At 64.5% G+C, this 14,064-nt stretch carries 12 protein-coding genes; 2 read left to right on the plus strand and 10 right to left on the minus strand.

Going from position 1 to position 14,064, the window contains the following annotated elements:
• Positions 1-23 precede the first annotated feature (23 nt).
• The 9 genes from WA070_RS16735 to WA070_RS16775 all read right to left on the minus strand — a co-directional run bounded on the left by WA070_RS16735 (position 24) and on the right by WA070_RS16775 (position 10,972).
• The gene (locus WA070_RS16735) at positions 24-1,094 is read right to left on the minus strand and encodes a FemAB family XrtA/PEP-CTERM system-associated protein (RefSeq protein ID WP_422635058.1); all 1,071 of its coding nucleotides are present in this window, start codon (positions 1,092-1,094) and stop codon (positions 24-26) included.
• Positions 1,091-1,939: an XrtA system polysaccharide deacetylase gene (locus tag WA070_RS16740; RefSeq protein WP_422635059.1), complete on the minus strand. Its 849-nt coding sequence runs from the start codon at positions 1,937-1,939 to the stop codon at positions 1,091-1,093. Before WA070_RS16740 ends, WA070_RS16735 begins: the two co-directional genes overlap by 4 nt.
• Before the next feature lie 43 nt (positions 1,940-1,982).
• Positions 1,983-3,347 carry an XrtA/PEP-CTERM system-associated ATPase gene (locus WA070_RS16745; RefSeq protein ID WP_422635060.1) on the minus strand — a complete coding sequence of 455 codons (1,365 nt, stop codon included), beginning with the start codon at positions 3,345-3,347 and terminating at the stop codon, positions 1,983-1,985.
• A gap of 22 nt (positions 3,348-3,369) precedes the next feature.
• Complete coding sequence (locus tag WA070_RS16750) at positions 3,370-4,959, minus strand: hypothetical protein (protein ID WP_422635075.1); 1,590 nt, start codon at positions 4,957-4,959, stop codon at positions 3,370-3,372.
• A gap of 2 nt (positions 4,960-4,961) precedes the next feature.
• Positions 4,962-5,876: an AAA family ATPase gene (locus WA070_RS16755; RefSeq protein WP_422635061.1), complete on the minus strand. Its 915-nt coding sequence runs from the start codon at positions 5,874-5,876 to the stop codon at positions 4,962-4,964.
• A 24-nt stretch (positions 5,877-5,900) separates the two neighbouring features.
• Positions 5,901-7,421 (minus strand): XrtA system polysaccharide chain length determinant, encoded by a 1,521-nt coding sequence (locus WA070_RS16760; RefSeq protein ID WP_422635062.1) that lies wholly within the window; start codon positions 7,419-7,421, stop codon positions 5,901-5,903.
• A gap of 1 nt (position 7,422) precedes the next feature.
• Positions 7,423-8,070, minus strand: a complete 648-nt coding sequence (locus WA070_RS16765) for an XrtA/PEP-CTERM system exopolysaccharide export protein (RefSeq protein ID WP_422635063.1) — start codon at positions 8,068-8,070, stop codon at positions 7,423-7,425.
• Between the two features lie 134 nt (positions 8,071-8,204).
• Positions 8,205-9,437, minus strand: coding sequence for a pyridoxal-dependent decarboxylase, exosortase A system-associated (locus WA070_RS16770; RefSeq protein WP_422635064.1), 1,233 nt, complete (start codon positions 9,435-9,437; stop codon positions 8,205-8,207).
• Positions 9,434-10,972 (minus strand): acyl-CoA ligase (AMP-forming), exosortase A system-associated, encoded by a 1,539-nt coding sequence (locus tag WA070_RS16775; RefSeq protein ID WP_422635065.1) that lies wholly within the window; start codon positions 10,970-10,972, stop codon positions 9,434-9,436. Before WA070_RS16775 ends, WA070_RS16770 begins: the two co-directional genes overlap by 4 nt.
• A gap of 48 nt (positions 10,973-11,020) precedes the next feature.
• Here WA070_RS16775 and WA070_RS16780 point away from each other — a divergent pair, with 48 nt between their 5' ends.
• Positions 11,021-12,025 carry a GNAT family N-acetyltransferase gene (locus WA070_RS16780; protein ID WP_422635066.1) on the plus strand — a complete coding sequence of 335 codons (1,005 nt, stop codon included), beginning with the start codon at positions 11,021-11,023 and terminating at the stop codon, positions 12,023-12,025.
• Between the two features lie 28 nt (positions 12,026-12,053).
• Positions 12,054-12,344 carry a phosphopantetheine-binding protein gene (locus tag WA070_RS16785; protein ID WP_422635067.1) on the plus strand — a complete coding sequence of 97 codons (291 nt, stop codon included), beginning with the start codon at positions 12,054-12,056 and terminating at the stop codon, positions 12,342-12,344.
• A gap of 66 nt (positions 12,345-12,410) precedes the next feature.
• On the opposite strand, the gene trxB is transcribed toward WA070_RS16785, so the two are convergent.
• A complete protein-coding gene (trxB, locus tag WA070_RS16790; protein WP_422635068.1) occupies positions 12,411-13,373 on the minus strand; it encodes a thioredoxin-disulfide reductase in 963 nt (320 codons plus the stop codon).
• Positions 13,374-14,064: the final 691 nt, after the last annotated feature.

Raw genomic sequence — 14,064 nt, forward strand, 5'->3', positions numbered from 1 at the left:
GGGCTGAACATTTCGTATCCGTTTCAACCAAGACCGCGCGAAATCAACGGACCTATGAGGTTGGCGACCGGCAGTGGTAATTTTTTCCATAGCGCGATACGGCGCTGATAGCGCGCGCTGTTGGGGTCGATGTCGCGGCGTTCGCCGTCCGCCGACCAGCCATGATAGACGAGCGGACGGGGATCGAAGCCGAAGCTCTTTTTCCATGCCGCCTGCCCGCTGCCGGCTTTCGACCGGCCGAAATCGAACAGGGTCATGCCACGCGCACGGCCATGGCCCATCAGGCGATAATACATGAGTTCGTTGGACCGCAGCCGCCGCGCGTCGGCAATGCCACCGCCCCAATAGGGCAGGACGCGGCCATTATGATAAAGCGTCAGCACTGCCGAGACGGGGCGATCGCCGTCGCGCACGATCAATATATCGGCGTCATCGCCAAAGCGGTGCATGACTTCGCGGAATAGACGCGCGGGGAATACGGGGGTGCCGAGGTTGCGCACGCTTTGGGCGTAGACGCGGTAATGGTCACGCATGTGCGCCTTGTCGCGTCCGACGATGAAGGTCAGCGCGGGATTGGCGAGCGCCTTGCGCAGTTCGGCGCGATGCTTGCGCGGCACCGCCAGCAATTCCGCCTCGTCATCGACGGCCAGCGGACGGACGAAACCGACATGGGCGCCGTCCAGTCGTTGCCATTGGCCGCCCGGCGCAGGGCCGCCGCGCAACTCCAGCGACAGGCCACCGCGCTCGCTCGCCAGCGTCTGGGCCGCTGCCGCCAACACCGCGACCGCGCGCTGGTCGTCGGCCAATATGCCGCCATCGACGGCAAAAGCGGTGGACACCAGAGCCGCGCCGAACAGTCGGCTACGGACATAGTGCAGGGGCAGGATGCCGCTGATCCGCCCCGATGGCCCGACTGCTGCCAGCAGAAGCGCGCGATTGCCGGTCGCTTGTTCCATGGCGTGCAGCCAGGCGGGGCGGTGGAAGGGCGATCCATCGGCATGGCCCAGCACGAAGGCATCGACCGCGCGTGCCTGCGCCGGATCGGTGAGGTCCATTTGCGTGACGGCCATGACCGCGCCGTTACCCACCATCATGACGCCGTCGCTGCCTGCGCATCGGCCAGCGCGTCGACGCGGGTCCAGGCGAAGTCGCGGGTCAGGCGGCGCAGCTTGGCGGCCATGACCGACAGGTTGCTGTAATGGCGCAGTTTCGAGCGCAGCGGCGCGTTGGCGACGCGGGGTTGGTCGGGGTCGATTTCCCACGGGTGGAAATAAATGATCGCGGGTCGTCCTGCCTGCCGGTTCACCTGCCGGATCGCCCAGCGGGAAAAGCCATAGGGCAGAAGGCGGAAAAAGCCGCCGCCGCCAGCCGCGAGGGTACGTCCGCCCAGCTTTGCCGTGGTGACGGGCAGTTCGACCAGATCGGACCCCAGCACGGGCTTCCACGCGAAGCGCGGCGAATCGGGCCAGCCATAATGGTCGTGCCGGATCGGCGCGACGCTGGAGGAATAGCGATAGCCCTCCTCCGCCAATATGGGGTGCGCCCATGGCGTGCGGGTGTCGATGGAAAAGCTGGGCGCGCGATAGCCGGTGACGGCCTGCCCGCTGGTATCTTCCAGTATCGCGCGGGATTTGCGCAGGTCGGCGCGCCATTGTTCGGGGGTGAAGGTGAAAACGCGGGCATGGTCATAGCCATGGCTCGCCACTTCATGCCCGGCATCGACGATGCGGCGCATCAGCGCGGGATAGCGTTCGGCCACCCAGCCCAGCGTGAAGAAAGTGGCCTTCACATCGGCTTGCGCGAACAGGTCGAGCACCGCGTCGGTATTGCCCTCGACACGGTGAGTCAGGCCGTCCCAGTCGGCGCGGCGGATCGTCCGGTCGAACGCGCCGACCTGAAACCAGTCCTCCACATCGACGGACAGGGCATTCATAATCATGGCTCTACCTTGTCCTGAGGCGACGGGCGCGGCAAGGCGCGTGTCAGGCGGCGACGCTGTCCTGCTGGGCGACACCCATGCGTTCTTCCCGCTCGACCCAGTCGACCAGCAGGGTCAGCACGCGGCGCAGCGCGGTGTCCTGTTCCTCGGCACGAAACTCCAGCGACGCCAGCCGTTCCTCGATCAGGGTGAAGCAGCCCTTGAGCGCTTCGGGATCGATGGTTTCGACTGGAGCCGGTGCGAAAGGAACATGCGCCTGCACCGCGCGCAGCGACGCGATTTCGGCGCGCAACCCTTCGATCTCCGCGATCATGTCGGACCGGAGTGACGTGACCTGTTCGGCGTCGATGGCCGGTTCGGCAGGCGTTTCGATCTCATCGACTTCCTCATGCAGCATCGTCGGTTCCTCTGCGTCTTCGACCGGATCGTCGTCCATCGGGAACGGCGCGGAGAAGAGCGGCCTGAACGTCGATACGGGCGCTTCGGGTTCGGGCTGCGCTTCCTCTTCGGGTTCCGCGACAGGTGTTTCCATCACCTCTTCGACCGGCTCGACCACATCGTCCAGCATGGAGGGCGCGATCGGTTCGGGCGCGATGTCGGTGTCCATCCCCATGTCGCTCACGACCGCAGCGACGACATCCGCGTCGATGCCATGCAATTGTTCGATCGCACCCAGCAGCAGGACGCGGCTGACCAGTGCGTTCAGGCGACGCGGCACGCCGCCCGTCGCGTCATACAGCGCGGCGAAGGCAGCGGGCGTGAAGGACGGGTCGCCCGCCCAGCCCGCGATGCTGAGGCGGTGGATGATATAGGGTTCGATTTCGTTCGCCGTCATCGGTTCGAGATGATGGGTGGCGATGACGCGCTGGCGCAACTGTTCGAGGCGCGGCGATTTGACCAGATCGCGAAACTCCGGCTGGCCCAGCAGGAAAATCTGCAACAGCGATTGTCCGCCCAGCTGGAAGTTGGACAGCATGCGCAATTCTTCGATCGCGGTGATAGCCAGATTTTGCGCCTCATCCACGATCAGCAGGGTGCGGCGGCCTGCGCGCGCCTGACCATGTAGATAGGCTTCAATCTGTTGCAGCGTGGCTGCCTTCGTCATGCCGTCGGTGGCAAGGCCGAAACTCTGCGCGGCGAGGCGCAGCATGTCGTCGCCCTCCACCTGCGTCGATACGATCTTGACTGCCGTCAGGCGCGCCGGGTCGATCGTCTGCATCAGATGGCCGACCAGCGTGGTCTTGCCCGCGCCGATGTCGCCGGTGATGACGATGAACCCCTCCCCCTGCGCCAGACCATAGCCCAGGTAGGACAGTGCCTTGCGATGAGTCGCGCTTTCGAAATAATAATGCGGGTCCGGCGTCAGCTGGAACGGGCGGCCCTGCAATCCGTAGAATTGATCGTACATTCTGTAGTCTCCGTAGCCGACGTCAGAAGCTGTAGCGCAGGCCGACCTGGCCCATGGCGGTGATGATCGTGTCGATGTCGTCGGATTTCACGCCGTCCAACCCGACCGATGCCGATGCCGACAGGCGGCGCGACAGAGTCTTGTTGTAGCTGGTGTAGCCGCCGTAATTGGTCACATTGGAACGACCGTCGCTGGCGTCGAAATAATTGGCGTAGATGGCGGTGTCGATCGTGTCGCTGGCGCTGACGCGATAGCTGGCCGAGGCTTGGCCGTACCAGTTCTGGTCCTTCGACCCGCGAATCAGGACGGCCTGACCCTGCGGCGTGATGAATTTGCGCTGCGAATAGCCAGCACCCAGACCCCATCCCCATGGCCCGTGCTGACGCGAATATTGCGCCGCGACGCCACGATAGCGGAAGTTGGTGCCAGTGATGCCCGTCAAAGCATCGTTGAAGCACTGCCCGCCGCCGGTCGTGGAAAAGGCACAGCCGGTGATGTCGCCGGTGAACGGATTGCGCACGACGTCGAGATTGCTGCCCGACAGCGATGCCGCATTGCTGGTAATCAGGCGACCGAAACTGTCGATGCCGTCGAACACGACCAGCGAAAAGCTGCTGTCCCGGCCCTGCCACGTAAAGCTGCCCTGATAGGTCATGCCGCCATAGCGTTCACCCACCCGCGCCTGGAACGAGGTACGGTGATTGGGCCGCCACAGCACGCCCACGTCCCAGATGATGTCGTCGAAATCATAGATGAGCGCGCGTGGCGAATCCCTGTCCGTCACATAGCGACCGTTGCGGATGACCGGCGTGCCGTTCGTGTCCAGCAACGGCGAGCGCTGGCTGATGCTGATATCCTCATAACCGATGCCGCCGACCAGAGCGACCGTGCGGGACACGGGCAAGGTCGCGTCGAGCCGGCCCCATTTATCTTCGAACCGCTGGTCCAGCTGGCTTGCATCTTCCCGGTCATACCCTGCGCTGGCGGTCAGGCCCACGGGCAGCAGCGTGCCGGGCGCGAAGCCGACCGACCCCATCAGATTATGCGACCAGCTATCGGCATAGGCGCCGTTGGGAATATCGTTGAAGACGGTGCCATCGGCGCCATCTTCGACCCGTGCATAGCCCAGACGATAGGAGGCGTTGACGGCGATGTCGCCGATCCGGGTGGCGTAGGATGGGCCGACATAGCCGGCATAGACCTGGCTGGTGGCGCTGTTGCGCAGCGTGGCCGCGCCCGACAGGCCGCCGCTGCGCACGCGCGACGCAATGCCGCCAGCGTTCAGCGTCAGGCCGCGTGCGACCTGATATTGCCCGCTGATGATGCCGCTGATCACGTCCTGATCCGTGGCCTGACTGCCCCAGCCGAAGCTGTGATTATATTGCAGGTCGATCGCCGCCTCCATGCGGCGGGTCTGCACCTGCGCGCTGATGCCTGCGGTCAGATTGGTGTAGGTCAGGACATCGCCGTCCCCCTTGATCGGGGCCAGCACGACCTGATCGATACCCAGATAGGGCGTCACATCGACCTTGCCGCTGCGCGATTGCGCCATGGCGGGGGTCGCTGCGGCCAGCGCAGCGAGCGAAGCGCCCGTAATCCAGAAACCGGACATCTTCACTGGGCTTCCCCCTTGGCATAATAGCTGCCGAAGCGGCGATCCCCGCCACGGAACCGCACGGCGTTAAGCAGAAGCTGAAGCTGCGCCCCGCCCTTCACCATGCCTGCCGCTTCACGGATCGCGCTTTCGGCGGTGCTGTCGGCGCGCACGACCAGCAGCGCGATGGCCGCGTGGCTGGCAAGCACTGCGCCCGACGATGCCGCCAGCAGGGGCGGCGAATCGAAGATGACGATGCGGTCTGGCCGCCCTTCCGTCAGGCGGGCGAGCAGTTGTTCGGTGCGCGCGGAGGAAAGATATTCGGTGTCCGCGTTGCTGCGCTGCCCCGCTGGCAGCACGGCGAGCGAGGGTATGTCGGTGCGGATCACGATGTCTTCGATCGCAATCGTCGGATCGGCCAGCGCATCCATCAGGCCGGGACCGCCTTCGATCCCCAGGGCTTCAGGTATGCCGGGCTTGCCGAAGTCGGCGTCGATCAGCAGGATTTCGCGATCCTTTTCCGCCGCCAGACTGAGCGCCAGATTGATCGCGCAGAATGTCTTGCCGTCGCCGCTGTGGGCGGAACAGACGAGGATGCGGTTGCCCCGTTCGCTGACCTGCATCCGGGCGAGCAGGTCGCGCTTGAGCAGGCGAAACTCCTCGCTCATCGCGGTGACAGCGCTATCGGGGCGCAGATAGCCCGCTTCGGCCAGCTTGATGCGGTCGATGGGCTGAACCGGGCCGGTCCATGGCAGGGCGCGGAACGCCTGTGCCGGTGTGGCGAGCGGCACTGGCATGACCACCGGCGCTGGCGGCATGTCGGCGGACAGATCGACGGCGGGTGCGGCGCGACCGCGCAGGGCGGCGGAAAAATCATAGATTTCCGTCGCCCGTTCGATCAGCGATCCACCCTTGATGGGGCTATGCTGGTTCATATCTGTTTCCTTCAGGCCCACAGGTCACGCCATCCCGCGCTGAACAAATTCGACCACGATCAGCAGCACGCAGACCACGGCCAGCGCGCCGCTCGCTCCGGCGAAATATTTCATCCGCTGCCTGTCGATCGCGACCTGCGCGGCATTGAGCGTCTGGCTGATCGACCCGACGACCGGCAGGCCGATCGCCTTTTCCAGCCGCGCGGCGGTAGGGAAGCTTCCCTTGAGCTGCCCCATGGCGAAAGCCACGCCCACGCCAATGCAGATCGCCAGGAACAGCACGCCGAGCAACAGCAGTGGCCGGTTGGGCGCGATGGGCGAAGTCGGCGTGCTGGGCGGATTGATGACCTGAAACTGGACCGATCCGGTTTCGGTCTTCACATCGCCACGCAGGCGGATTTCCTCCCGATCGGACATCAGCTTGTCATATTGCGCCTTGATCGCCGCATAATCGCTGTCGAGCTTTTCCTGCTCGGACGCGACGCCGGGTTCATCGACCTGTTTGGACATCATGGTGTTGAGGTCGGCCTGCAATTGCGCCTTGCGGGTCGAGAGCGCCTGCACCGTGGCGGATCGTTCGGCCTGCATGGATTTGATCGACAGATAGGCCGGGTTGGCCGTCGCGCCGCCGCCTGCGCCCCCACCGCTGCCGGTCTTGCGCAGGCTATCAACCTCACGCTGGGCCGCGATCACGTCGGGATGGTTGGCGGTCCAGCCACGCGCACGCATGGACGCCAGATTGGCCTGCGCCTGACCCAGCGAGGACAAGCCCCCCGATGCGCCGACGCCCGGCAAAGTCTGCGGCGTGCCAGCCAGCTGGCCGTTCATCGCGCTCAATGCGCTTTGCGCCTGCACCATCTGCGAATCGATATTGTTGATCTCCATCCGCGCGGCGTCCATGCGCTGGCTGATGGTGCCTGCGCCGGGCAGCAACCCGACATAGCGTTGCGCAAATTCGACGCGGCGCTGGTCGGCGGCCTCCAACTGCTTGCCGCGTACAGCGATCTGCTGGTCGAGGAAGCCAAGGCTCTGGCGCGTCTGGGTGCGGTCGCCCGACAGATTTTCTTCCTGAAAAATGTCGATCAGTTTCTGCACGACCTGCTGCGCGATGCGCGCATTCGCGCCGTCCGACATGCTGCTGTCGGCGGACGATGCGCTGATGTCGATCATGCTGGGGTCGGCCTGCGCCATCAGGGTGATGTTTTCGCGCAGCGTGGTGATTTTGGCCGCCACGTCGCGGGGGCCGGATACGCTCTGCGACAGGTCGGTGTCGCGCACGACCTTTTCCAGGTTCTCCGCGCTGACCAGCGTGTTGCGCACCCGGTCGAGATCCTGCTGCGACTGGACCTGCGTGATGCCGATCTTGTCCGCCAGCAGCGACTGGGTGTTCACATAGACCCGCGCCTTGGACTGATAGCTGTTGGGGATCAGCGCAACGCCCAGCCAGCCAAGCATGGCGATGCCCCAGGCAACGCCCAGCGCGACCCAGCGGCGGCTCCATATGCCATGCAGCAACAGCAGCAATTCATCGTACAGACCGGCCATATCAGAACATGCTTTCCGGGATGATGATCACGTCGCCGGGGGCGAGCATGACGTTGGCCTTGGTATCGCCCTTCTTGAGCAGGTCGGTCAGGCGGACCTGAAATTCCTGCTGCTTGCCAGTCACCTTGTCGGCGCGGACAAGGCGCGCGCGGTTGCCCGCCGCATATTCGGACAGGCCGCCGACGGAGATCATCGCGTCGAGCAGCGTCATGTTCGCGCGATAGGGGATGGAGGCGGGCTTTTCGGTCGCGCCCACGATCCGCACCTGCTGGCTGAACGTGCCGCTGAAATTATTGACGATGACCGACACCAGCGGATTTTCGATATATTTGCTCAGTGCCGCCTTGATGTCGTCGGACAGTATCTTGGGCGTTTTGCCCACGGCCGGCATGTCGGCGATCAATGGCGTGGTGATGCGCCCGTCGGGCCGCACCTGCACCTTTGCGCCCAGTTCAGGGTTGCGCCATACGAAGATGGTCAGGTCATCGAGCGGGCCGATGATATATTCCTCACCCGGTCCTTCCTGCGTCGAAACCAGAGATGCGGAGGGCAATTGCGGGCCGGTCGCGACTCCCGATGCACAGCCGGTCAATGCCACGGCTGGCAAGGATGCACCGATCAGGAGCCTGGAAATCCGCCGAAAACGCATGTGTCTCACCCTCTTTGTCCGGCCATGCGCCACTGGCCTGCCGAAGAGTCGCGGCGGGTCGTCAGCACAAGGCTTGCGACCTCTTCATGCCGGGAAAGGGTAAAAATACCGTTAGGAGTTAAGTGCTTCGCAGATCAGCCAAGTAAAAGTTCGCGAGGACTTGGGTGGCCAAGAAATGCCGCAGGACTAGCGGTCGCGCCATAGGCGCCGGCCAGGAAGATCGCGATCAGGTCGCCCTCCTTTACGGGCGGCAACGCCACCTTGTCGCCCAGCCGGTCGATGGGGGTGCAGAGGCAGCCAACGACCGTCACCGGGTCCGATGCGGCGGGCGTGTCGAAGCGGTTGGCGATAGCGATAGGATAGTTGCGACGCACCACCGTGCCGAAATTGCCGCTGGCCGCCAGTTGATGATGCAGGCCGCCATCGACGACGATGAAGGTTTCGCCCTGGCTGATCTTCACATCGATGACGCGGGTCAGATAGACGCCCGCCTCCCCCACCAGCCAGCGGCCAAGCTCAAGGGCGAAGTGGCTGTCGGTCAATATGTCGGGCAGCGATTCCAGCGCGCTGTCGAGCGCGACGCCAATGGGCCGGATATCCAGCGGCACGTCGCCGGGGAAATAGGGCAAGCCAAAGCCGCCGCCCAGATTGACCAGCGGCGGCGTGGCCCCGACCGTGTCGGACAGGCGAGCGGCCAGCGCGATCGTCGCACCCTGCGTTTCGATGATGGCGAGCGGATCGAGATTCTGGCTGCCCGCGAAGAGATGCCAGCCACGCCAGTCGGCCCCGCCGTCGATCATCGCGCGGGCGAGCGCGGCGGCGCGATCGGCGTCCACGCCGAACGGCTTGGCCCCGCCGCCCATCCGCATGCCCGATCCTTTCAGATCGAAGTCCGGGTTCACACGCACGGCAAGACGCGGCACCTTCCCAATGCGATCGGCGATAGCGAGCGCGCGGCGCCCTTCGCCTTCGGATTCCAGGTTGATCGTCACGCCTGCAAAGATCGCGGCGGACAATTCATCGTCGCGCTTGCCCGGCCCGGCGAAGCTGATGGCGTGCGGGGCCATGCCCGATGCCAGCGCCATGGCCAGTTCGCCGCCCGATGCGATGTCGAAGCCATCCACCTGCCCCACCATATGCGTCAGCAAAGCCGCATAGGGGTTTGCCTTGATCGCATAATGCAGGTCGATGCGGCCCGGCATCGCGTCACGAAAGCGGCGTATCTGTGCTTCCACGATGGCCATGTCATAGACGAACAGCGGCGTGTCGCCCGCTTCGTCCACAAGGCTGGCCGCGCCACATCCGCCGATCAGCAACATGCCTTCGTCCGCCGCGAACCATGGCGGGATCGGTCCCATCGGCTTCATGCGGCATAATCCTTGGTGAGGGCAACCCGGTCGATCTTGCCGTTCGGGTTACGGGGAAATGCGTCCAGCACAAGGATATCGCGCGGCTGCATGAAATTGGGGAGTTCGGATTTCAGATGCGCGGCGACCGATGGCACGATGGCGGGATCGGCGCGGATCAGCAGCAGCACCGCCTGCCCCAGCCGGTCATCCTTCACGCCAAGAGCCACGGCTTCGGCCACGCCGGGGACGGCGACGGCCGCTTCCTCTATCTCGGTCGGGCTGATCCGGTTGCCTGCCGACTTTATCATCGCATCGTCGCGACCGACGAAAAACAGCAAGCCATCCGCATCCCGCCGCACCGTGTCGCCCGACCATACCGCCATGCCGCCATAAATCGAAGCGGGCGGGGCTGGCCGGAACCGTTCGGCGGTGCGCGGCGCATCATTCCAGTAGCCCTGCGCCACCAATGGTCCGCAATGGACCAGTTCGCCCGGTTCGTCGTCGTCGGTGATGCTGCCATCGGCGCGCACCACCATGATCTCCGCAAAGGGAATGGCGCGGCCCATCGAATCGGGGTGACTGTCCACCAGCGCGGGCGGCAGATAGGTGGAGCGGAAGGCTTCGGTCAGGCCATACATGGGATAGATGTCCGCCTGCGGAAACAACGCACGCAGCTTTGCCACCAATGGGCGGGTCAATGCACCGCCGCTATTGGTCAGGCGTTTCAGCTTTGCCGCAACCTCGGCAGGCCAGTCCAGTTCGGCCAGTTGCACCCAGAGCGGCGGCACCCCGGCCAGTGTCGTGATGTCGCGCCGGTCCACCAGTTTCATGACGTCGCGCGGCGTCAGATAGTCGAGTGGATAGACGCATCCGCCCGCAACCCAAGTGGAAAACAACTGATTCTGGCCGTAATCGAAACTGAACGGCAGAACGCAGGCTGTCCGATCGTCCGAATCCATGCCCAGATAATCGGCCACCGCGACTGCGCCGAGCCAGAGATTAGCGTGACTGAGCATCACGCCCTTGGGCCGTCCGGTCGATCCGCTGGTGTAGAGGATCGCGGCGAGATCGTCGGGCGCGGCCTGCGATGGCCCCAGCGTGGGGCCGCCGCTCATCGCGCAGGCGGCGTCATCTTCGCGGTGCAACTGGCAGTCCGGCGGGACGTCGCCCGCCCCCAGCGTATCCAGCCGCGCCGCCGTGCCGATCAGCAACCGCGCGCCGCTGTCGGCCAGGATATGGGCGACCTGCGCATGTTTGAGCAGCGGGTTGACCGGCACATGGACAAGGCCCGCGCGCGGCGCAGCGAGCGGCATCAGCGCGGCGACCGGCCCCTTGGCGATCCAGCTGGCCACGCGCGCGCCCTGCCCCAGGCCAAATCCCGCCAGCCATCCGGCCAGCCGCCCCAGCGTGTCTTCCAGTTCGGCAAAGCTGTAGCTGCCCGACCGCCCGTCCAGCGCCAACCGCGCCGGATCGCCCCGCAACAATATATGGTCGATCGGCCGCAGCATGGCGGGATCGACCCTTTGCAAAGGCGCAGGCGCGCTTAACTCCATCTCCAGATTTTTCCTTTAGGGGCCAGATTTCGTCATGGAGATAGTCGGTTGCCGAAGACAAGGGAATATCACAGCTTCGGGCAAGTGACGGACGCGCTGCATGGCCGTCTGGATCGCGGGGCCGCGCCATGTCTGTTCGACCGGCTCGACTGGTTCGCATCGCTGCACGCCCACTGCCTGTCCGATCAGCCCGTCCGGGTGATCGCCGCGCAGGACGGGGATGCGCAGGCATGGCTGTTCCTGACCGCCCCTGCCCCGCGCCGGGCATCGGCGCTGGCCAACTGGTATAGTTTTGGCTGGGCGCCGGTCGTGACTGGCGCAGCGGACATGGCGCAACGCATGCACTTGCTCGATGCCCTTGCCCGGCATCTGCTGGCGACCAGTCGGCAGGTCGATCTCTATCCGATGGAGGAAACCGGGCCATGGCTGGCCAGCCTGCGCCGCGCCGGATGGTTTGCCCTGTCGCGGCCGATGGGCGGGCGGCATGTGTTGCGGCTGAACGGGCGGGATTTTGCAGCCTATTGGGCCAGCCGCCCCGGTCGGCTGCGTAATCTGGTGCGGCGCAAGGGGCGGGCAAGTCCCTATGCGCTGTCGATCACCGACCGGCTGACCGATGCGCTGTGGCGCGATTATGTCGATGTGCATGGGCGTAGCTGGAAACAGCCCGAACCCGGCCTGTCCTTTCTGCATGCACTGGCGCAGCGGGAAAGTGCGGCGGGCAGCCTGCGGCTGGGCTTTGCGCGGGTGGAGGGGCGCGCGGTCGCGGCGCAGCTCTGGACGGTGGAGAATGGCGTCGCGCTGATCCACAAACTGTCCCATGATCGCGCCCATGACGCCGGATCGCCCGGCACGTTGCTGAGCCATGCCATGTTCGAACGCGCCATCGACGGGGACCGGGTGGACATGATCGACTATGGCACCGGCGACAATGGGTACAAAACCGAATGGATGGAGGAGCGCATTCCCCTGCATCGCATCGATGCGTTCAACCCGCGTGCCCCGTCCTGCTGGTTGCCCGCCGCGCGCACGGCCATTTCCGCGCTTGTCGGATAAAGTCGCAATGTCTAGGAAGGCCGCCATCATGCAGGCGCACAATCCCCAGCCGGACGACCGGACCGATGCCATCGACAGCCTGACGCGCGCCTTGCTGCGTGACGTCCTGGGCCTGACTCAGGATCGGGTCGATGCGTTCGACAGCGATACCCCGCTGTTCGGCGCACTGCCCGAACTGGATTCCATGGCGGTCGCGGGATTGCTGACCGAGATGGAGGATCGTTTCGACATATTGATCGACGATGACGATATCGACGGGGATACGTTCGAGACGTTCGGGTCGCTGGTCGCCTTTGCGCGGAGCAAAGTGGCGGGCTAAGGCCGTTCGATCCGAGTGGGTCGAGACAGGTTTCTCGACTTCGCTCGAAACGAACCGGGGTTGGGTTTACTCCGCCGCCATGGCCTCGAAATCCGCTTCCGCCAGAAATTTCTCCACGTCCAGCGCGGCCATGCAGCCCATGCCCGCCGCCGTCACGGCCTGACGATAGATTTTGTCAGTAACGTCGCCCGCCGCGAACACGCCGGGGATGGCGGTGTGGGTCGTGCCCTTTTCCACCAGCAAATAGCCCTCGTCCATCGGCAGCTTGCCAGTGAACAGTTCGGTCGCGGGATGATGGCCGATCGCGACGAAGCCGCCATCGGTCGGCTCATGCGATTTTTCGCCCGTCACCGTGTCGATCAGGTCGACACCGACCAGCCCTTCGGGCGTGCCGCCACCCACGAAGCGATCGACGGCCTTGTTCCAGAGCACTTTGATATTGGGGTGCGCGTGGAGCCGTTCCTGCAGGATTTTTTCCGCGCGCAGGCTGTCGCGGCGGTGGATCAGGGTCACGTCATGGCTGTGGTTGGTGAGGTAGAGCGCTTCCTCCACCGCCGTATTGCCGCCGCCGATGACGACCACCTTCTTGCCGCGATAGAAGAAACCGTCGCATGTGGCGCAGGCGGACACGCCCTTGCCCTGCAAATGCTCCTCACCCTCCACGCCCAGCCATTTGGCCTGCGCGCCGGTGCAGATGACCAGCGTGTCGGCGACATAGACTTTGCCGCTGTCACCGGTCAGGCGGAACGGGCGTTCCGACAGGTCCACATCGACGATCTGGTCATACATCATCTGCGCGCCGACATGCTCGGCCTGCGCCTGCATCTGCTCCATCAGCCACGGACCCTGAATGACATCGCGGAAGCCGGGGTAGTTTTCGACATCGGTGGTGATGGTCAACTGCCCGCCCGGCTGCATCCCCTGCACCACGATCGGCGCAAGACCGGCCCGCGCGCCATAGATGGCGGCAGACAGGCCAGCCGGACCGGAACCGAGGATGAGCATACGGGTGGAATGGGTAGCGGTCATGACGGGCTTTCAGGATGCGATTCGGGTTTGTGCAGAGATAGGCGGCGCGGGCGCGGGTGCAAGCGAAGGATTTGCTTGGGGCTTTGGAAGCGGCGCTGTGTGGGGGTGAGGGTCACGGGGGTGCGACGAGCGAAGTTCACGATGTCGTGGGGTGATTGGGATGCGATTTGTGGGATTTCGGGTTGTGAAGCGACAGGGACGCGCCTGCGACGCGCCAGTTGGGTCACAGTTGCGCGACTGGGGCGCGTCGGTTGCGTCACGGTGACGCGTCGGTTGGGTGTGGTAGTGCGTGTAGAGGTGGGCGCTGTGATCCATGGGACCGACTGAATCAGAGAAAATCCTACATTGGAAGCGGATGTTGGGGCGTTTCGGGGGAGATGCATCCGCAATCGAGGATGAGCCACCCTCTCCTTCATCGTCACCCCGGACTTGATCCGGGGTCCCGCTGCCCTTGTCCCACCGTGCGACAGGAAGCGGGATCCCGGATCAAGTCCGGGATGACGAAGGTGGGTAAGATGGCGATCATGAAACGCCATAAAAATCCTCCCCTATAAGGGGAGGGGAATGGACTTGTAACGGATTTGCGCCGGTCACCTGAGCGATTAGAGCTCGCAACAGGAGACCGACGAGATGATCAAGCATACAGAAGAGTTCAAGCAGGAGGCGGTGCGGATTGCGCTGACCAGCGGAT

Origin of the sequence: Sphingobium sp. (assembly GCF_049304695.1) — a bacterium.
In the GTDB taxonomy this organism is placed as follows: domain Bacteria; phylum Pseudomonadota; class Alphaproteobacteria; order Sphingomonadales; family Sphingomonadaceae; genus Sphingobium.